28 protein-coding genes are annotated in these 16,750 nt (G+C 61.5%); 27 read left to right on the top strand and 1 reads right to left on the bottom strand.

Features of this window, described 5'->3' with window-relative positions; translation table 11 throughout:
* Position 1: 1 nt before the first annotated feature.
* The 25 genes from rpsS to dsbD all read left to right on the top strand — a co-directional run bounded on the left by rpsS (position 2) and on the right by dsbD (position 13,845).
* Entirely contained in the window at positions 2–277 is a 276-nt protein-coding gene (gene rpsS, locus DIR46_RS11890) for a 30S ribosomal protein S19 (protein WP_109345404.1), read from the top strand.
* Positions 274–606, top strand: coding sequence for a 50S ribosomal protein L22 (gene rplV / locus DIR46_RS11885; protein ID WP_174348348.1), 333 nt, complete (start codon positions 274–276; stop codon positions 604–606). The genes rpsS and rplV overlap by 4 nt, the downstream gene beginning before the upstream one ends.
* A gap of 11 nt (positions 607–617) precedes the next feature.
* Positions 618–1,415, top strand: coding sequence for a 30S ribosomal protein S3 (gene rpsC / locus DIR46_RS11880; RefSeq protein ID WP_109345403.1), 798 nt, complete (start codon positions 618–620; stop codon positions 1,413–1,415).
* Positions 1,416–1,417: 2 nt separating this feature from the next.
* Positions 1,418–1,837: a 50S ribosomal protein L16 gene (gene rplP, locus DIR46_RS11875; protein WP_005663456.1), complete on the top strand. Its 420-nt coding sequence runs from the start codon at positions 1,418–1,420 to the stop codon at positions 1,835–1,837.
* A 12-nt stretch (positions 1,838–1,849) separates the two neighbouring features.
* Positions 1,850–2,041 (top strand): 50S ribosomal protein L29, encoded by a 192-nt coding sequence (gene rpmC / locus DIR46_RS11870; RefSeq protein ID WP_109345402.1) that lies wholly within the window; start codon positions 1,850–1,852, stop codon positions 2,039–2,041.
* Positions 2,038–2,310 carry a 30S ribosomal protein S17 gene (gene rpsQ / locus DIR46_RS11865; RefSeq protein WP_005663453.1) on the top strand — a complete coding sequence of 91 codons (273 nt, stop codon included), beginning with the start codon at positions 2,038–2,040 and terminating at the stop codon, positions 2,308–2,310. The genes rpmC and rpsQ overlap by 4 nt, the downstream gene beginning before the upstream one ends.
* A gap of 238 nt (positions 2,311–2,548) precedes the next feature.
* Positions 2,549–2,917, top strand: a complete 369-nt coding sequence (gene rplN, locus DIR46_RS11860; protein WP_005663451.1) for a 50S ribosomal protein L14 — start codon at positions 2,549–2,551, stop codon at positions 2,915–2,917.
* Between the two features lie 11 nt (positions 2,918–2,928).
* Positions 2,929–3,243 (top strand): 50S ribosomal protein L24, encoded by a 315-nt coding sequence (rplX, locus tag DIR46_RS11855; protein ID WP_005663448.1) that lies wholly within the window; start codon positions 2,929–2,931, stop codon positions 3,241–3,243.
* A 6-nt stretch (positions 3,244–3,249) separates the two neighbouring features.
* Positions 3,250–3,789: a 50S ribosomal protein L5 gene (gene rplE, locus DIR46_RS11850; RefSeq protein ID WP_005663447.1), complete on the top strand. Its 540-nt coding sequence runs from the start codon at positions 3,250–3,252 to the stop codon at positions 3,787–3,789.
* Between the two features lie 4 nt (positions 3,790–3,793).
* On the top strand, positions 3,794–4,099 hold the full coding sequence (gene rpsN / locus DIR46_RS11845) for a 30S ribosomal protein S14 (protein ID WP_005663444.1): 306 nt from the start codon (positions 3,794–3,796) through the stop codon (positions 4,097–4,099).
* A gap of 14 nt (positions 4,100–4,113) precedes the next feature.
* Entirely contained in the window at positions 4,114–4,509 is a 396-nt protein-coding gene (gene rpsH, locus DIR46_RS11840) for a 30S ribosomal protein S8 (protein ID WP_005663442.1), read from the top strand.
* A gap of 10 nt (positions 4,510–4,519) precedes the next feature.
* Positions 4,520–5,053: a 50S ribosomal protein L6 gene (gene rplF / locus DIR46_RS11835; protein WP_109345401.1), complete on the top strand. Its 534-nt coding sequence runs from the start codon at positions 4,520–4,522 to the stop codon at positions 5,051–5,053.
* 12 nt (positions 5,054–5,065) lie between these two features.
* Positions 5,066–5,428, top strand: a complete 363-nt coding sequence (gene rplR / locus DIR46_RS11830) for a 50S ribosomal protein L18 (protein ID WP_109345400.1) — start codon at positions 5,066–5,068, stop codon at positions 5,426–5,428.
* 12 nt (positions 5,429–5,440) lie between these two features.
* Positions 5,441–5,959 (top strand): 30S ribosomal protein S5, encoded by a 519-nt coding sequence (gene rpsE / locus DIR46_RS11825; protein WP_005663437.1) that lies wholly within the window; start codon positions 5,441–5,443, stop codon positions 5,957–5,959.
* 11 nt (positions 5,960–5,970) lie between these two features.
* On the top strand, positions 5,971–6,150 hold the full coding sequence (gene rpmD / locus DIR46_RS11820) for a 50S ribosomal protein L30 (RefSeq protein WP_005663436.1): 180 nt from the start codon (positions 5,971–5,973) through the stop codon (positions 6,148–6,150).
* Positions 6,151–6,178: 28 nt separating this feature from the next.
* Complete coding sequence (gene rplO / locus DIR46_RS11815; RefSeq protein ID WP_005663434.1) at positions 6,179–6,610, top strand: 50S ribosomal protein L15; 432 nt, start codon at positions 6,179–6,181, stop codon at positions 6,608–6,610.
* A gap of 28 nt (positions 6,611–6,638) precedes the next feature.
* Positions 6,639–7,973, top strand: a complete 1,335-nt coding sequence (gene secY / locus DIR46_RS11810; RefSeq protein WP_005663430.1) for a preprotein translocase subunit SecY — start codon at positions 6,639–6,641, stop codon at positions 7,971–7,973.
* A gap of 21 nt (positions 7,974–7,994) precedes the next feature.
* Positions 7,995–8,213, top strand: coding sequence for a translation initiation factor IF-1 (gene infA, locus DIR46_RS11805; protein ID WP_005663428.1), 219 nt, complete (start codon positions 7,995–7,997; stop codon positions 8,211–8,213).
* A gap of 37 nt (positions 8,214–8,250) precedes the next feature.
* Positions 8,251–8,364 carry a 50S ribosomal protein L36 gene (gene rpmJ / locus DIR46_RS11800; protein ID WP_005663407.1) on the top strand — a complete coding sequence of 38 codons (114 nt, stop codon included), beginning with the start codon at positions 8,251–8,253 and terminating at the stop codon, positions 8,362–8,364.
* Positions 8,365–8,378: 14 nt separating this feature from the next.
* Positions 8,379–8,744 (top strand): 30S ribosomal protein S13, encoded by a 366-nt coding sequence (gene rpsM / locus DIR46_RS11795; RefSeq protein ID WP_005663405.1) that lies wholly within the window; start codon positions 8,379–8,381, stop codon positions 8,742–8,744.
* A gap of 14 nt (positions 8,745–8,758) precedes the next feature.
* The gene (gene rpsK, locus DIR46_RS11790; RefSeq protein WP_005663404.1) at positions 8,759–9,163 is read left to right on the top strand and encodes a 30S ribosomal protein S11; all 405 of its coding nucleotides are present in this window, start codon (positions 8,759–8,761) and stop codon (positions 9,161–9,163) included.
* 260 nt (positions 9,164–9,423) lie between these two features.
* On the top strand, positions 9,424–10,047 hold the full coding sequence (gene rpsD / locus DIR46_RS11785) for a 30S ribosomal protein S4 (RefSeq protein ID WP_005663403.1): 624 nt from the start codon (positions 9,424–9,426) through the stop codon (positions 10,045–10,047).
* Between the two features lie 301 nt (positions 10,048–10,348).
* Positions 10,349–11,326 carry a DNA-directed RNA polymerase subunit alpha gene (locus DIR46_RS11780; RefSeq protein ID WP_005663401.1) on the top strand — a complete coding sequence of 326 codons (978 nt, stop codon included), beginning with the start codon at positions 10,349–10,351 and terminating at the stop codon, positions 11,324–11,326.
* 178 nt (positions 11,327–11,504) lie between these two features.
* The gene (gene rplQ / locus DIR46_RS11775; RefSeq protein WP_005663400.1) at positions 11,505–11,900 is read left to right on the top strand and encodes a 50S ribosomal protein L17; all 396 of its coding nucleotides are present in this window, start codon (positions 11,505–11,507) and stop codon (positions 11,898–11,900) included.
* Between the two features lie 127 nt (positions 11,901–12,027).
* Positions 12,028–13,845: a protein-disulfide reductase DsbD gene (gene dsbD, locus DIR46_RS11770; protein ID WP_109345399.1), complete on the top strand. Its 1,818-nt coding sequence runs from the start codon at positions 12,028–12,030 to the stop codon at positions 13,843–13,845.
* 82 nt (positions 13,846–13,927) lie between these two features.
* On the opposite strand, the gene DIR46_RS11765 is transcribed toward dsbD, so the two are convergent.
* Positions 13,928–14,461: a Spy/CpxP family protein refolding chaperone gene (locus tag DIR46_RS11765; protein WP_109345398.1), complete on the bottom strand. Its 534-nt coding sequence runs from the start codon at positions 14,459–14,461 to the stop codon at positions 13,928–13,930.
* A 196-nt stretch (positions 14,462–14,657) separates the two neighbouring features.
* Here DIR46_RS11765 and DIR46_RS11760 point away from each other — a divergent pair, with 196 nt between their 5' ends.
* Together DIR46_RS11760 and DIR46_RS11755 are read left to right on the top strand one after the other, a co-directional pair.
* Positions 14,658–15,386 (top strand): response regulator, encoded by a 729-nt coding sequence (locus tag DIR46_RS11760; RefSeq protein ID WP_109345397.1) that lies wholly within the window; start codon positions 14,658–14,660, stop codon positions 15,384–15,386.
* A complete protein-coding gene (locus DIR46_RS11755; protein WP_109345396.1) occupies positions 15,383–16,744 on the top strand; it encodes an ATP-binding protein in 1,362 nt (453 codons plus the stop codon). Before DIR46_RS11760 ends, DIR46_RS11755 begins: the two co-directional genes overlap by 4 nt.
* Positions 16,745–16,750 lie beyond the last annotated feature (6 nt).

The raw sequence follows: 16,750 nt of genomic DNA, 5'->3' as shown, positions 1-16,750 counted from the left end.
CATGACTCGTTCATTGAAAAAAGGGCCGTTCATTGACGCCCACCTGGTGAAAAAAGTCGAAGCCGCGCAAGCGAGCAAAGACAAGAAGCCAGTCAAAACCTGGTCGCGCCGCTCGACGATCACCCCCGACTTCATCGGTCTGACGATCGCCGTCCACAACGGCAAGGTGCACGTGCCTGTGTACGTGTCGGAGAACATGGTCGGCCACAAGCTCGGCGAATTCGCGCTGACCCGTACGTTCAAGGGCCACGCCGCTGACAAGAAGGCGAAACGATAATGGAAACTAAAGCAATCCTCAAAGGCGTGCGCCTGTCGGAACAAAAAGGCCGCCTGGTCGCCGACCTGATTCGTGGCAAGAAAGTTGACGCAGCACTCAACATTCTGCAGTTCAGCCCGAAAAAGGGCGCGACCATCATCAAGAAGGTTCTCGAGTCGGCGATCGCCAACGCGGAACACAACGATGGCGCGGACATCGACGAGCTGAAAGTCACCCAGATCTACGTCGAAAAGGGCCCGATCCTGAAGCGCTTTACTGCACGTGCAAAAGGCCGCGGCGATCGCATTTCGAAACAATCCTGTCACATCTACGTGACTGTCGGTAACTAAGGAGTCACACGATGGGTCAGAAAATCCACCCAACCGGCTTCCGCCTGGCGGTCACCCGTAACTGGGCATCGCGCTGGTACGCTGGTAACGGCAACTTCGCTGACATGCTGAAAGAAGACCTGGAAGCTCGCGCTTTCCTGAAAAAGAAGCTGAAGAACGCTTCGGTCGGCCGCATCGTCATCGAGCGTCCTGCCAAGAACGCACGCTTCACCATTTACTCGTCGCGTCCTGGCGTCGTGATCGGTAAAAAAGGCGAAGACATCGAAGTGCTGAAGACTTCGCTGGCGAAGATCATGGGCGTGCCTGTGCACGTCAATATCGAAGAGATCCGCAAGCCAGAGATCGATTCGCGGCTGATCGCCGATTCGATCTCGCAGCAGCTCGAAAAGCGCATCATGTTCCGCCGCGCCATGAAACGCGCAATGCAGAACGCAATGCGCCTGGGCGCCGTCGGCATCAAGATCATGTCGTCGGGCCGCCTGAACGGCATCGAAATCGCACGTACCGAATGGTACCGCGAAGGCCGTGTGCCTCTGCACACCCTGCGCGCCGATATCGACTACGGCACCAGCGAAGCATCGACCACCTACGGCATCATCGGCGTCAAGGTCTGGGTCTACAAGGGCGACCGCTCCCCAACGGGCGAAGCACCTGTGATCGACACCCCGCCGGACGAGAAGAAGCCACGCGGCCCACGTCGTGACGACGGCAAGCCAGGCAGCCGTCCACGTCCAGGCGCGAAGCCAGGTGCCGCTCCAGCGGGCCGCCGCGCCGCTGCCAAGCCGGCAGCTGAGAAAGCAGGAGAATAAGCATGCTGCAGCCATCGCGCAGGAAATATCGTAAAGAGCAGAAAGGCCGTAACACCGGCATTTCGCACACCCGCGGCACCGCTGTGTCGTTCGGCGAATTCGGCCTGAAGGCAGTTGCCCGCGGCCGTATCACCGCACGCCAGATCGAAGCGGCTCGTCGTGCCATGACCCGTCACATCAAGCGTGGCGGTCGTATCTGGATCCGTATCTTCCCGGACAAGCCGATCTCGAACAAGCCGGCCGAAGTCCGTATGGGTAACGGTAAGGGTAATCCGGAATACTACGTCGCTGAAATCCAGCCAGGCAAAGTCCTGTACGAGATGGACGGCGTCGCTGAAGAACTGGCGCGCGAAGCGTTCCGCCTGGCCGCTGCCAAACTGCCACTGGCTACCACCTTCGTGGTGCGCCAAGTTGGCCAATAACAGGAGTTGAATATGAAAGCATCGGAACTCCGCGGCAAAGACCAGGAAGCGCTGCAGAAGGAGCTGAACGAGCTGCTGAAGGCCCAGTTCGGTCTGCGCATGCAAGTCGCTACCCAGCAGCTCGGTAACACCGCGCAGCTCAAGAAAGTACGTCGCGATATCGCGCGTGTGAAGACTGTGATGAACACGAAGGAAGCCAAATGAACGACACCACTAAAACGGCGCTGAAGCGTACGCTGGTCGGCAAAGTCGTGTCCGACAAAATGGACAAGACGGTGACCGTGCTGATCGAACGTCACGTCAAGCACCCGCTGTACGGCAAGATCATCGTGCGCTCGAACAAGTATCACGCGCACGACGAAGCGAACGAAGCGAAAATCGGTGACACCGTCGAGATCGCAGAAGGTCGCCCGATCTCGAAGACGAAAGCGTGGACTGTGACCAAAGTGTTGCAAGTCGCACAGGTACTGTAAGTATCTAGAAAATTTGTCTTGCGTGGCCCGCTGGTATCTGAGATACTAGCGGGCTTCGTTCATGTGTTGCCGCAGTTTGTCCCCTCGGCAAGTGCGGCCTGTAACGAATGCGTTATTGGAAAGTCCAATCACCCAATCGTGGTGCTCCAGCAGGGGCGGCACGGCGGGACCAAGACTGACCGCAGGCCCATGGGTTTCCGTGGGGTTTTCTACGGCTTAAGTTGGGAAAGAAAATACTATGATTCAAACCGAAAGCCGGCTCGAAGTAGCCGACAACACCGGTGCCAAGGAAGTTCTGTGCATCAAGGTGTTGGGCGGCTCGAAGCGCCGTTACGCGAGCATTGGCGACATCATCAAGGTCACCGTGAAAGTCGCTGCCCCACGTGGCCGCGTCAAGAAAGGTGAAATTTACAATGCCGTGGTTGTGCGTACCGCCAAGGGTGTGCGCCGCCAGGATGGTTCCCTGGTCAAGTTCGACGGCAATGCCGCCGTCCTGCTGAACGCCAAGCTGGAGCCGATCGGTACCCGTATCTTCGGACCGGTGACGCGCGAGCTGCGTACCGAGAAGTTCATGAAGATCGTGTCCCTGGCACCTGAAGTTCTGTAAGGATACGCGACATGGATAAGATTCGTAAAAACGACGAAGTCATCGTTCTGACCGGTAAGGACAAGGGCAAGCGTGGCGTCGTTCAGAAGCGTGTAGACGCTGAACACGTCATCGTCGAAGGCGTCAACGTCGCTAAGAAAGCGACCAAGCCGAACCCGATGACCGGTGTTACTGGTGGTATCGTCGACAAGACTATGCCGATTCACGTGTCGAACGTCGCGCTGTTCAACGCCGCGACCGGCAAGGCAGATCGCGTTGGCTTCAAAGACCAGGACGGCAAGAAAGTCCGCGTCTTCAAGTCGAACGGCGAAGTAGTGAAAGGGTAATAAGAAATGGCCCGTCTCCAAGCAATTTACAAAGACAAAGTCGTCGCCGAACTGACCGAGAAATTCGGCTACAAGTCGGTGATGGAAGTGCCGCGCCTGACCAAGATCACCCTGAACATGGGTCTGTCGGAAGCAGTCGCCGACAAGAAGATCATCGAGCACGCTACCGGCGACCTGACCAAGATCGCTGGCCAGAAGCCAGTCGTGACCAAGGCTCGCAAGGCAATCGCAGGTTTCAAGATCCGCGAAGGCTACCCGATCGGCACGATGGTGACCCTGCGCGGCGCCCGCATGTACGAATTCCTGGACCGTTTCATCACCGTGGCCCTGCCGCGCGTGCGTGACTTCCGTGGCGTGAGCGGCAAATCGTTCGACGGCCGTGGCAACTACAACATCGGTGTCAAAGAGCAGATCATCTTCCCAGAGATCGACTACGACAAGATCGATGCGCTGCGTGGCATGAACATCTCGATCACCACGACTGCTAAGACCGACGAAGAAGCCAAAGCGCTGCTCGCCGCCTTCAAATTCCCGTTCAGGAACTAAGAGCATGGCAAAACTTGCACTGATTAACCGCGAACAGAAGCGTGCAGACCTGGTGGAGAAATTCGCCGCGAAGCGTGCCGCTCTGAAAGCAATCATCGACGACCAGTCGAAGTCGGAAGAAGAACGTTACGAAGCGCGCCTGAAGCTGCAGGCTCTGCCGCGCAACTCGGCCCCGACCCGCCAGCGTAACCGCTGCGCCATGACCGGCCGTCCACGTGGCACTTTCCGTAAATTCGGTCTGGCCCGTACCAAACTCCGCGAATTCGCCATGAAGGGCGAAATTCCGGGTATGACCAAAGCTAGCTGGTAATAGGAGAATAAGCAATGAGTATGAGCGATCCTATCGCCGATATGCTGACCCGCATTCGCAACGCACAAGTTGTTCAGAAAACCTCGGTCGCAATGCCGTCGTCGAAAGTCAAGGTTGCCATTGCCAACGTCCTGAAGGACGAGGGTTACATTGAAGATTTCGCAGTGTCGTCCGAAGGCGGCAAAGCGGAACTGAAAATCGGTTTGAAGTATTACACCGGCCGTCCGGTCATCGAGCGCCTCGAGCGCGTTTCCCGTCCAGGCCTGCGCATCTACAAGGGCAAGGACGAGATCCCAACCGTCATGAACGGCCTGGGCGTGGCTATCGTCTCGACCCCGCAAGGCGTCATGACTGACCGCAAAGCACGTGCTACCGGCGTCGGTGGCGAAGTGATTTGCTACGTGGCTTAAGGAGTAGACGATGTCTCGAGTAGCTAAGATGCCAATCGCCGTCCCTGCCGGTGCCGAAGTCGCGATCAACGCGTCGTCGATCACCGTCAAGGGCCCGCTGGGCACCCTGACCCAAGCCCTGAACGGCCTGGTCAAAGTGGAAAACAACAATGGCACGCTGACCTTCGACGTGATCGACGAGTCGCGTGAATCGAACGCCATGTCGGGCACCCTGCGCGCCCTGGTCAACAACATGGTCGTCGGCGTCACCAAGGGCTTCGAGAAGAAGCTGAACCTGGTCGGCGTGGGCTACAAGGCAGCAGTGCAGGGCAACGCCCTGAACCTGTCGCTGGGCTTCTCGCACCCGGTCCTGCACGCGATGCCGGAAGGCGTCACCGCTGTGACCCCGACCCCGACCGAAATCGTGATCAAGGGTATCGATCGCCAGAAGGTCGGCCAGGTTGCCGCCGAAGTTCGCGCTTACCGCGCTCCTGAGCCTTACAAGGGCAAGGGCGTCCGTTATTCGGACGAAGTGGTGAAGCTTAAAGAAACCAAGAAGAAATAATCGGAGCTGACGATGGACAAGAAAGAATCGCGTCTGCGTCGTGGACGTCAAACCCGCATCAAGATCGCCCAGCTGGGCGTGAACCGTCTGTCGGTTCACCGCACCAACCTGCACATCTATGCGAACCTGATCAGCCCGGACGCAAAAGTACTGGTGTCGGCTTCGACCCTGGAAGCGGAAGTGCGCGCCGAACTGGCTGGCAAGACCGGCGCCGGCGGCAACGCTGCTGCAGCCGCCCTGGTCGGCAAGCGCGTCGCAGAAAAAGCACTGAAAGCAGGAATCACCGAAGTTGCGTTCGATCGCTCGGGTTTCCGTTACCACGGCCGTGTGAAGGCGCTGGCGGAAGCCGCGCGTGAAGCCGGTCTGAAGTTCTAAGGAAGAATCGTCATGGCAAAAATGCAAGCGAAAATGGCAAGCGACAAGCCGGATGATGGCATGCGCGAAAAAATGATCGCGATCAACCGCGTGACCAAAGTGGTCAAGGGTGGTCGTATCATGGGTTTTGCAGCGCTGACCGTTGTCGGTGACGGCGATGGCCGCATCGGCATGGGCAAGGGCAAGTCGAAGGAAGTTCCTGTCGGCGTGCAAAAAGCGATGGAAGAAGCCCGCCGCAACCTGATCAAGGTCCCGCTCAAGAACGGTACCCTGCATCACACCGTGTCCGGTCGTCACGGCGCCTCGCGCGTCATGATGATGCCAGCGAAACCTGGTACCGGCGTGATCGCTGGTGGCGCAATGCGCGCTATCTTCGAAGTGATGGGCGTGACCGACGTGGTCGCCAAGTCGACCGGTTCGTCGAATCCTTACAACCTGGTGCGCGCAACCCTCGACGGCCTGTCGAAGATGAGCACCGCGGCTGACATCGCTGCCAAGCGCGGCAAGTCGGTCGAAGACATCGTCGGTTAAGGAGAACTCACATGGCAAACACCGTTAAAGTTCAGCTCGTCAAGGGCCTGATCGGTACCCGTCAAGACCACCGCGCTACCGTGCGTGGCCTGGGCCTGCGTCGCGTCAACTCGGTCTCCGAGCTGCAAGACACCCCAGCCGTGCGTGGCATGATCAACAAAGTCGCGTACCTCGTGAAAGTTGTTTCGTAAGCCCTCGGGCTTGCGAACGGAGAAATCAATGGAACTCAATACCATTCAACCAGCCGAAGGCGCCAAGCACGCCAAGCGTCGCGTCGGTCGCGGCATCGGCTCCGGCCTGGGCAAGACCGCCGGCCGTGGTCACAAGGGTCAGAAATCGCGTTCGGGCGGCTTCCACAAAGTCGGCTTCGAAGGCGGTCAGATGCCTCTGCAGCGCCGTCTGCCGAAGCGCGGCTTCAAATCGCTGAACGCGACCTTCAAGGCTGAAGTTCGTCTGTCCGACCTGAACAACCTGGCTGTCGGCGACGTCGACATCCTGGTGCTCAAGCAGGCAGGCATCCTGCCGGTCGTGGCACGCGACGTGCGCGTCATCCTGTCCGGCGAGATCACCAAAGCGGTGAACCTCAAGGGCCTGAAAGCGACCGCTGGCGCGAAAGCAGCGATCGAAGCAGCTGGCGGCTCGGTCGCGTAAAGCGGCCGCTGCCTGATCGGAGCAAAAATTGGCGACTAATTCACAACTTGGTAAAAGCGCCGCTTCCGGATTCCCCTGGGGCCGGCTGTGGTTTTTGCTTGGCGCATTGGTCGTGTACCGCATCGGTGCTCACATCCCGGTTCCCGGGATTGACCCGGTGCAGCTCGCTGCGCTGTTCAAGCAGAACGAGGGCGGCATCCTGGGCATGTTCAACATGTTCTCGGGTGGCGCCTTGTCCCGCTTTACCGTGTTCGCGCTCGGCATCATGCCTTACATTTCGGCTTCGATCATCATGCAGCTTGCATCGATCGTCTCGCCGCAACTCGAGGCGTTGAAGAAAGAGGGCGAGGCCGGCCGCCGCAAGATCACCCAGTACACCCGTTACTTCACGGTTGCGCTGGCTCTGTTCCAGGCGTTCGGCATCGCAGTCGCGCTCGAGGCGCAGCCTGGCCTGGTCATCGACCCTGGCCTCGGCTTCCGCTTCGTGACCGTCGTTACCCTCCTGACCGGCACCATGTTCCTCATGTGGCTGGGCGAGCAGATCACCGAGCGTGGTCTTGGCAACGGCATTTCGATCATCATCTTTGCCGGCATCGCAGCAGGTCTGCCTTCGGCCCTGGGCGGCTTGTTCACCCTGGTCTCGAACGGCTCGATCGGCAGCTTCTCGGCCATCCTGATCGTGGTCCTGGTGGCTGCGGTGACGTATGCGGTGGTGTTCGTGGAACGCGGACAGCGCAAGATCCTGGTCAATTACGCGAAACGTCAGGTCGGCAACAAGATCTACGGTGGCCAAACCAGCCACCTGCCCTTGAAGCTGAACATGGCAGGCGTGATCCCGCCGATCTTCGCATCGTCGATCATTCTGTTCCCGGCGACGATCGTCGACTGGTTCACGCGCGGCAAGGATTCGTCCGGCCCCGTGATCGGGTTCCTGAAGGATCTGGCGGCGTCGATGGCGCCAGGCGAGCCAATCCACGCGTTGCTGTATGCGGTGGCGATCGTGTTCTTCTGCTTCTTCTACACCGCGCTGGTATTCAACAGCAAGGAAACGGCGGACAACTTGAAGAAGAGCGGCGCGTTTGTTCCGGGCATCCGTCCGGGCGAGCAGACCGCGCGCTATATCGACAAGATCCTGATGCGCCTGACCCTGGCCGGTGCAGTCTATATCACCCTGGTGTGCCTGGTGCCGGAGTTCATGACCGCACAGTGGAAGGTTCCCTTCTACTTCGGTGGCACGTCGCTCCTGATCATCGTGGTGGTGACGATGGACTTCATGGCACAAGTGCAGAACTACGTCATGTCGCAGCAATATGATTCCCTGCTGCGTAAGGCTAACTTCAAGGGTGGAGTTCCTACGCGATAAGCGGGGGAGTGCATAGAGCGAATGGCAAAAGACGACGTCATCCAAATGCAGGGGGAGATCCTCGAGAATCTCCCAAACGCGACGTTCCGCGTAAAGCTGGAAAACGGCCATGTGGTCCTGGGGCATATCTCGGGTAAAATGCGGATGAACTATATCCGCATCCTCCCGGGTGACAAGGTGACGGTGGAGTTGACTCCGTATGACCTGTCCCGGGCCCGCATCGTGTTCCGCACCAAGTAAAAACATCATCAAGTAAACGAACCGAAGAGAGTGCAAAATGAAAGTTAACGCTTCAGTCAAGCGGATCTGCCGCAACTGCAAGATCATCAAGCGCAAAGGCGTGGTCCGTGTGATCTGCGTCGAGCCGCGTCACAAGCAGCGTCAAGGTTAATCGAGGAATAACGAATGGCACGTATTGCAGGGGTTAACATCCCAAATCATCAGCACACCGTTATCGGCCTGACGGCTATCTACGGTATTGGCCGTCCGCGTTCGCAGAAGATCTGCGACGCAACCGGTATCGCGACCAACAAGAAGGTCAAGGACCTGGACGATAACGAACTCGAGAAACTGCGCGACGAAGTCGGCAAGTTTGTCGTGGAAGGTGACCTGCGCCGCGAGCTGTCCATGAACATCAAGCGTCTGATGGACCTGGGTTGCTACCGCGGCATGCGTCACCGTAAGGGCCTGCCGGTCCGCGGTCAGCGTACCCGCACCAATGCTCGTACCCGTAAAGGTCCGCGCAAGGCAGCTCAATCGCTCAAGAAATAATCTAGGAACCGACTATGGCCAAGCAACAAAGCAGCGCAGCAGCAGCACGCGTGCGCAAGAAAGTGAAGAAGAACGTTGCCGAGGGCATCGCCCACGTGCACGCTTCGTTCAACAACACGATCATCACCATCACCGACCGCCAGGGCAACGCCCTGTCGTGGGCAACCTCCGGTGGCGCCGGCTTCAAGGGTTCGCGCAAATCGACCCCGTTCGCGGCTCAGGTCGCTGCCGAAGCTGCAGGCAAGGTCGCTCAGGAATCGGGCGTGAAAAACCTGGAAGTGCGCATCAAGGGCCCAGGCCCAGGCCGTGAATCGGCCGTGCGCGCCCTGAACAACCTCGGCATCAAGATCACCGAGATCCAGGACGTCACCCCAGTTCCACACAACGGCTGCCGTCCGCCGAAGCGTCGCCGTATCTGATGCGCCAGGGTAGGGCGGTCCGCCGCTCTCCCGCGCATCGATATCGACGCACGGGGCGCAAGCCCCGTTGTGTTTTACGAGATCGCCGGTGCAGTTGCCCAGAAATGGGTTATACTGCCCGGCTCTTGTCGCCTGCTGCTCTTGCGGCGGGCGATGTTGTAAGCCACGTCCGGCCTCATGCAGAGCCGGACTAGCGCCTGGGTGCATGGGATTTGCCGATGCATCGCTGGGGCGTGATCAAATATTAAAGGAAATCTAACGTGGCACGTTATATCGGACCAAAAGCAAAACTGTCGCGCCGTGAAGGCACCGACCTGTTCCTGAAGAGCGCACGTCGTTCGCTCGATTCGAAGTGCAAACTGGACGTCAAGCCAGGCCAGCACGGCGTCAAGTCGGGTGCCCGCACCTCGGACTACGGCAACCAGCTGCGCGAAAAGCAGAAGGTCAAGCGTATTTACGGCGTGCTGGAGCGTCAGTTCCGCCGCTACTTCGCTGAAGCGAACCGCCGCAAGGGCAACACCGGCGAAACCCTGCTGAAGCTGCTGGAATCGCGCCTGGACAACGTCGCTTACCGCATGGGCTTCGGCTCGACCCGCGCCGAAGCACGCCAGCTGGTGAGCCACAAGGCCTTCACCGTGAACGGCAACGTCGTGAACATCGCTTCGTACCAGGTCAAGACCGGCGACGTGATCGCTGTTCGTGAAAAAGCCAAGAAGCAAGTGCGTATCGCTGAAGCGCTGTCGCTGGCTGAACAAGTCGGCTTCCCGAGCTGGGTCTCGGTCGACGCGAAGAAGCTGGAAGGCACCTTCCGTTCGTTCCCAGAGCGTAACGAAATCGCTGCTGACGTCAACGAAGCGCTGATCGTCGAACTGTACTCGCGTTAATGACTGCGACAGAGCCGACTGCAAGTCGGCTCTTGGGCAGTCGCCCCCGCGCAGGCGGGGATCCAAGTCATGCATCCGGAGTCGCAAAGCTTGGATTCCCGCCTTCGCGGGAACGACGTGGTGGTAGGGCAAGCGCAGCGATCCCGGATCGGCCTTGCAGCGAACAGACAATCCCCGGATCGAAGTTTCCATCACCCTCGTCGCACAGGATTCGTTTTACCGCCTGCTCACGCAGGCGTTCTCTTTAAAGCCATCAGCCTTATCGGTGTAACGAGCCGAGGGTATTGAAAAGGACTCATTCATGCAAAATAGTTTGTTGAAGCCACGTATCATCGACGTCGAAGCACTGGGCGCCGGCCACGCGAAAGTCGTGATGGAGCCGTTCGAGCGTGGCTATGGCCACACCCTCGGCAACGCACTGCGTCGCGTCCTGCTGTCGTCGATGGTGGGCTATGCGCCGACCGAAGTGACGATCGCTGGTGTCGTGCATGAATACTCGTCGCTGGATGGCGTGCAGGAAGACGTGGTCGACCTGCTGCTGAACCTGAAAGGCGTGGTCTTCAAGGTCCACAACCGCGATTCCGTCACCCTGACCCTGAAGAAGGAAGGCGAAGGCGCCGTCCTGGCTTCGGACATCGACCTGCCGCACGACGTCGAACTGATCAACCCGGACCACGTCATCGCCCACCTGACCGCAGGCGGCAAGCTGGACATGCAGATCAAGGTCGAAAAAGGCCGCGGCTACGTGCCGGGCAACGTCCGCCGCCTGTCGGAAGACACCAACAAGACCATCGGCCGCATCATCCTGGACGCGTCGTTCTCGCCAGTGCGCCGCGTGTCGTATGCCGTGGAATCGGCCCGTGTCGAGCAGCGTACCGACCTGGACAAGCTGATCATCAACATCGAGACCAACGGCGTCATCACCCCGGAAGAAGCGATCCGCCAGTCGGCGCGCGTGCTGGTCGACCAGCTGAACGTGTTCGCCGCCCTGGAAGGCACCGAGGCCGCCGCCGAAGCGCCATCGCGCGCACCGCTGGTCGATCCGATCCTGCTGCGTCCGGTCGACGACCTGGAACTGACCGTCCGTTCGGCCAACTGCCTGAAAGCGGAAAACATCTACTACATCGGCGACCTGATCCAGCGTTCGGAAAACGAACTGCTCAAGACGCCGAACCTGGGCCGCAAGTCGCTCAACGAAATCAAGGAAGTCCTTGCTTCGCGCGGCCTGACCCTGGGCATGAAACTCGAGAACTGGCCACCAGCCGGCCTGGAAAAGTAATAGCATTCACCCGAAAGTACACCCCTACTTTCGGGTGGTAACAGCCAAAAAGGACCGGCAGAGCCGGATCCTTTTTGGATGATAAAACCGTAGTAAAAACCAACCGAACCGGTCCGCGGTCATGCGCAAGCCTGAACGATCGAAGAACTGGATTTGAAAACACCCGAAAGGAAATACCATGCGTCACCGTCACGGCCTTCGTAAACTGAACCGTACCTCGTCCCACCGTCTGGCAATGCTGCGCAACATGACTGTTTCGCTGCTGCGTCACGAAGCCATCAAGACCACCGTCCCGAAAGCCAAGGAACTGCGTCGCGTCATCGAACCGATCCTGACCCTGGGCAAGACCGACACCCTGGCCAACAAGCGCCTGGCCTTCGCTCGCCTGCGCGACCGCGAAATGGTCCAGAAGCTGTTCGCTGAGCTGGGTCCTCGCTACGCAAACCGCAACGGCGGCTACCTGCGTATCCTGAAGATGGGTTTCCGCGTTGGCGACAATGCTCCTATGGCCTACGTCGAACTGCTGGACCGTCCAGAAGTCACCTCGGCTGAAGAAGCACCGACCGCCGAGTAATCGGTAGTCCGACGACTGAAAGACCAGGCCTTTGGCCTGGTTTTTTTTTCGTCGATTCCAAATGAGTTCCGGCGTGAAACTAGGTCCGGGTGTACCATGCCGGTGCAGTAACAACTCAACGACCACCATGTACCGATCCTACGTTCGTGGCCTGCTCCAGGCCTGCCTGACGCTGTTCGCCGTCTTCTTCCTGTTCACCGCTACGCCAGCCCGCGCCCAGCAGGACTTCCTGGACCCCGCCGTCGCCTTCCGTTTTGACGCGCGCATGGCGGACCCGCAGACCGCCGAGATCACCTACGTCATCGCCCCCGCGTACTACATGTACCGCGAGCGCTTCGCCTTCCAGGCCAGCGGCGCCGGCGTCACGCTGGGCGAGCCGCGGATTCCGCAGGGCAAGGTGAAGTACGACCCGACCTTCGAAAAGGATCTCGAGACCCATACCGGCACCCTGGTCATCCGCATCCCGGTCGAGGGTACGGGCCCGTTCACCCTGACTGCGACCAGCCAGGGCTGCGCCGACGCCGGCCTGTGCTATCCGCCGCAGGAGCACAGCGTGAACCTTGGCGCCGGCGGCGCCCAACCCGCATCCGGATTGCCGATCGGGATCGGCGCGGGACAGGCCCCGCCATCCTCGCAGCCGATGGCCGACAGCGCGCCTGCCACGAGCGCGGTGGCGCCGGCATCGGACCTGTCGACCATCGCCGGCATCCTCGGCGGCGGCAGCCTGCTGGCCATCGTGCCGGCCTTTATCCTGCTCGGCCTGGGCCTGGCGTTCACTCCCTGCGTGCTGCCGATGGTGCCGATCCTGTCCTCGATCATCGTGGGCGAGGGCAGGCACGTGAGCCGTTCGCGCGGCTTCGTGCTGTCGCTGGCGTATTCGCTGGGCATGGCGATCGTCTACACCTTGCTGGGCATCGCCGCCGGCCTGGCCGGCGAAGGCCTGGCCGCCGCGCTGCAGAACCCCTGGGTGCTGGGCGCCTTCGCGACCCTGATCGTGGCCATGTCGCTGTCGATGTTCGGTTTCTATCAGTTACAACTGCCTAACACCTTGCAGACCCGTTTGACGCAGGCATCCAACAGCCAGCAGGGCGGCAAGCTGGCCGGCGTGTTCGTCATGGGCGCCATTTCGGCCCTGATCGTGGGTCCCTGCGTGGCGGCGCCGCTGGCCGGCGCCCTGGTCTACATCAGCCAGACGCGCGACGTCCTGATCGGCGGCGCGGCGCTGTTCTCGATGGCGGTGGGGATGAGCATCCCGCTGCTGCTGGTGGGCCTGTCGGCCGGTTCGCTGCTGCCGCGCGTGGGGCCGTGGATGGAATCGGTGAAGCGCCTGTTCGGCGTGCTGATGCTGGCGATGGCGATCTGGCTGGTGTCGCCGGTAATCCCGGGCCTGGCCCAGATGCTGCTGTGGGCGGCGCTGCTGCTGGGGTATGGTTTCTACCTGCTGCGCCATACCCGCCATTGGGCGGCGATGGCGTTCGGCGCGGCCTGTGCCGTGCTGGGGGCGACCCAGCTGGTGGGCGTGGCCAGCGGCGGGCGCGACGCCTGGGCGCCGCTGGCGCACCTGGGTGGCGCGCCGCAGAACCACGGGCTCGTCTTCAGCCGCATCAAGACCGTGGCCCAGCTGGACGCCGCGCTGGCGGCCAACGCCGGCAAGACCGTGATGCTCGATTTTTATGCCGACTGGTGCGTGTCGTGCAAGGAGATGGAGAAGTTCACCTTCGTCGACCCGGCCGTGCAGCAAAAGCTGGCCGATACCGTGCTGCTGCAGGTGGACGTGACGGCCAACGATGCCGACGACAAGGCCATGCTCAAGCGCTTCGGCCTGTTCGGGCCGCCGGGCATCATCCTGTTCGACGGGCAGGGGAAGGAAATCGCGGATAGCCGGGTGATCGGCTTCCAGAATGCGGAGAAGTTCCTGAATTCGTTGCAGCGCTTGGCGCGCTGACGCGGCGGCTGGCTGGACGCGTGGAGTCACCTGGTCCAGTGGACCAAGTGACAAGCCGTCCACGCTGCGATGTACGCGAAGCTTATGCGTTCGCGGGCTTGCCGTGATGGCCGTGATGGCGCGGGCCCTTGCGGTGCTTGGCCTGCTCGTCGAAGGTCTTGCGCTGCTCCGGCGTCAGCTGGGCATAGAAGCTGTTCAGGGCCCCAAGGCGCGTTTCCATGCGCGCGGTGCGCTCCTTCTGCATGGCGATCTGCTTTTCCATGCGCTGTGGGGCGCTCAGGCTGGCCCAGGCGGCGCGGTCGCCACGTCCGGCGCGCTCACCCTTCTTCGGCGGCGCCATGCTGGCGACGAAGGCGTCCCAGGCCGGCTGCTGCTGCGCATTGAGCTTGAGCGCATCGCGCAGCTTGGCCTGGCGTTCGGCGCGGTGCTGTTCCATTTTCGCGCGGCGCTCGCCGGCCTTGGCCTGCCACTCGGCCTTCTTGGCCAGGCGTTGCTCGGCCGTCAAGGCCGGACGGCCTTCGGCAGGAGCGGCGGTCTGGGCCTGGGCGCCGATGGTGGCGCCGAACAGGCCGGCAGCGGTAAGAGCGATCACGAGGTTCTTGCGGAGGGTGTTCATGGTTGATTCCTTTGTGAGAGTCTGGTTGACGTGCATCCGAAACGCTCGCTGCACGGTTCCCATCTTGCGCACAAACTGTAACCGCGGGGTTTCCCCTGCCGCATACATTGTATCAATATGTTTCGGGCCGATTGGCTTATACACAGCGATACAAAATGCTCCTCCGGGCTGGTCATAAACTCGGATAATTGCGGTTATGGATACTCCCTCTACGATTCTGATCGTCGACGATGACCGCGACATCCGGACGCTGCTGGCCGACTACCTCGAGTCGAACGGCTACCGGACGCTGGCCGCCGCCGACGGCACGGCGATGTGGAAGGCGCTCGACGAAACCCGGCCCGACCTCATCGTGCTCGACCTGAACATGCCCGGCGACGACGGCCTGACCCTGTGCCGCAAGCTGCGCGCCACCTCGACCCTGCCGGTCATCATGCTGACCGCCCGCAACGAGCCGCTGGACCGCATCCTCGGCCTCGAGATGGGCGCCGACGACTACCTGCCCAAGCCCTTCGAGCCGCGCGAGCTGCTGGCGCGCATCCGCAGCGTGCTGCGCCGCTCGCACGCCATGCCGTCCAACACGCCGTCCGAGAACGTGCAGCAGATGCGCTTCTCGGGCTGGACGCTCGACCTCACCGCGCGCCACCTGCTGAACCCGGACGGCATCGTGATCATGCTTTCTGGCGCCGAATTCCGCCTGCTGCGCGTGTTCCTCGAGCATCCGAATCGGGTGCTGAACCGCGACCAGCTGCTCAACCTCACGCAAGGGCGCGACGCCGACCCGTTCGACCGCTCGATCGACATCCAGATCAGCCGCCTGCGCCAGAAGCTGGGCGAGGATGCGCGCATGCCCCAGATCATCAAGACGGTCCGCAACGGCGGCTACGTGCTGGCCGGCCAGGTGACGGTGGAGCCGGCGGCGTGAAGGATTTCTTCGGGTCGATGACGGGCCGGGTGTTCCTCACGCTGCTGCTGGGCGTGTGGATCTCGGCCGCGCTGATCCAGCTGGCGGCCGACTACCAGCGCTGGCGCGACTGGGAGCGCCAGCTCGAGCAGCACAGGCTCGAGCGCGCCGAGCAGCTGGTCATGGCCACCGAGATCGTGCCGGCCGAGGCGCGCTCGATCTATCTCGACGTCGCCAACCGCCCCGGCCTGGAACTCGCAGTCGCCGACACCCAGCCTGAGGCAGCCCCGGCGACGTCCTTCGCCCAGCAGCTGGCCGCACGCCTCGGCAAGGGCTACCGGGTCGAATCGGTCACTGCACGCCCGGCCGCCTGTGACACCGCGCAGCGCCTGCCGATGATGTACGGCCTGCTCAGCATGGCGTATGGCGGCGCCTGCGAATCGCTCAACCTGCACCTGCGCGATGGCGCCGAGCTGCGCCTGTCGGTGCTGCCGCCGCGCCTGGCGCGGGACGGCGACACCGACCTGCGCATCCTGGTGGCCCTGTTCATGGTCAGCATCGCCGTGCTGGCCTACCTGGTGGCGCGCATGACCACCCGGCCGTTCAAGCAGCTGGCCCAGGCCGCGCAAGACCTGGGGCAGGACATCAACCGTCCGCCGCTCGACCTCACGGGCGCCAGCGAGATCCGCCAGGCCAGCGCCGCCTTCAACGCGATGCAGGCGCGCATCCGCCAGTACATCTTCCAGCGCACGCAGATGCTGGCCGCGATCACCCACGACCTGCAGACGCCGCTCACGCGCATGCGCCTGCGGCTCGAGAAAGTATCGGACAACGAATTGCAGGAACGCCTGATCGGCGACCTGTCGGCGATGCAGGAAATGGTGCGCGAAGGCCTGGTGCTGGCGCGCAGCATGGACACCACCGAGGCGATGCAGATGCTGGACCTCGATTCGCTGCTCGAGGCGGTGTGCGCCGACGCCAGCGACGCCGGCCAGGACGTCACGCTGCAGGGCAAGGCCACGATGGCGGTGCTGGGCCGGCCGCTCGACCTGCGCCGCTGCCTGGGCAACCTGATCGACAACGCGGTGAAGTACGGCCGCGATGCGCGCGTTTGCGTCGACCGCATCAACGGCACGGCGCGGGTGCGCATCCGCGACAGCGGACCGGGCATCCCGCGGAGCGAGCTGGGACGGGTGTTCGACCCGTTCTACCGGGTCGAGACCTCGCGTTCGCGCGAATCGGGCGGCACCGGCCTGGGGCTGACGATCGCGCGCAACATCACGGAGCAGCACGGCGGCAGCATCACCCTTGCCAACCACCCGGAAGCCGGGCTGGAGGTGACCCTGATGCTGCCGGCCTACTATCCGAACAAATCGTGAACGAAC

It is taken from the genome of Massilia oculi (assembly GCF_003143515.1).
In the GTDB taxonomy this organism is placed as follows: Bacteria; Pseudomonadota; Gammaproteobacteria; order Burkholderiales; family Burkholderiaceae_D; genus Telluria; species Telluria oculi.
This window is presented reverse-complemented; position numbering and strand designations above follow the sequence as displayed.

Coding starts and splice junctions, on each gene's coding strand:
- rplN (WP_005663451.1), top strand. CDS start 2,549: ATGATTCAAACCGAAAGCCGGCTCGAAGTAGCCGACAACACCGGTGCC.
- DIR46_RS11760 (WP_109345397.1), top strand. CDS start 14,658: ATGGATACTCCCTCTACGATTCTGATCGTCGACGATGACCGCGACATC.
- rplF (WP_109345401.1), top strand. CDS start 4,520: ATGTCTCGAGTAGCTAAGATGCCAATCGCCGTCCCTGCCGGTGCCGAA.
- rpsS (WP_109345404.1), top strand. CDS start 2: ATGACTCGTTCATTGAAAAAAGGGCCGTTCATTGACGCCCACCTGGTG.
- rplP (WP_005663456.1), top strand. CDS start 1,418: ATGCTGCAGCCATCGCGCAGGAAATATCGTAAAGAGCAGAAAGGCCGT.
- rpmD (WP_005663436.1), top strand. CDS start 5,971: ATGGCAAACACCGTTAAAGTTCAGCTCGTCAAGGGCCTGATCGGTACC.
- rplX (WP_005663448.1), top strand. CDS start 2,929: ATGGATAAGATTCGTAAAAACGACGAAGTCATCGTTCTGACCGGTAAG.
- DIR46_RS11780 (WP_005663401.1), top strand. CDS start 10,349: ATGCAAAATAGTTTGTTGAAGCCACGTATCATCGACGTCGAAGCACTG.
- rpsH (WP_005663442.1), top strand. CDS start 4,114: ATGAGTATGAGCGATCCTATCGCCGATATGCTGACCCGCATTCGCAAC.
- rpsM (WP_005663405.1), top strand. CDS start 8,379: ATGGCACGTATTGCAGGGGTTAACATCCCAAATCATCAGCACACCGTT.
- dsbD (WP_109345399.1), top strand. CDS start 12,028: ATGTACCGATCCTACGTTCGTGGCCTGCTCCAGGCCTGCCTGACGCTG.
- rplO (WP_005663434.1), top strand. CDS start 6,179: ATGGAACTCAATACCATTCAACCAGCCGAAGGCGCCAAGCACGCCAAG.
- DIR46_RS11765 (WP_109345398.1), bottom strand. CDS start 14,461: ATGAACACCCTCCGCAAGAACCTCGTGATCGCTCTTACCGCTGCCGGC.
- rpsN (WP_005663444.1), top strand. CDS start 3,794: ATGGCAAAACTTGCACTGATTAACCGCGAACAGAAGCGTGCAGACCTG.
- rpsC (WP_109345403.1), top strand. CDS start 618: ATGGGTCAGAAAATCCACCCAACCGGCTTCCGCCTGGCGGTCACCCGT.
- rplE (WP_005663447.1), top strand. CDS start 3,250: ATGGCCCGTCTCCAAGCAATTTACAAAGACAAAGTCGTCGCCGAACTG.
- rpsE (WP_005663437.1), top strand. CDS start 5,441: ATGGCAAAAATGCAAGCGAAAATGGCAAGCGACAAGCCGGATGATGGC.
- rpsQ (WP_005663453.1), top strand. CDS start 2,038: ATGAACGACACCACTAAAACGGCGCTGAAGCGTACGCTGGTCGGCAAA.
- rpsK (WP_005663404.1), top strand. CDS start 8,759: ATGGCCAAGCAACAAAGCAGCGCAGCAGCAGCACGCGTGCGCAAGAAA.
- rpmJ (WP_005663407.1), top strand. CDS start 8,251: ATGAAAGTTAACGCTTCAGTCAAGCGGATCTGCCGCAACTGCAAGATC.
- rpmC (WP_109345402.1), top strand. CDS start 1,850: ATGAAAGCATCGGAACTCCGCGGCAAAGACCAGGAAGCGCTGCAGAAG.
- infA (WP_005663428.1), top strand. CDS start 7,995: ATGGCAAAAGACGACGTCATCCAAATGCAGGGGGAGATCCTCGAGAAT.
- rplR (WP_109345400.1), top strand. CDS start 5,066: ATGGACAAGAAAGAATCGCGTCTGCGTCGTGGACGTCAAACCCGCATC.
- rplQ (WP_005663400.1), top strand. CDS start 11,505: ATGCGTCACCGTCACGGCCTTCGTAAACTGAACCGTACCTCGTCCCAC.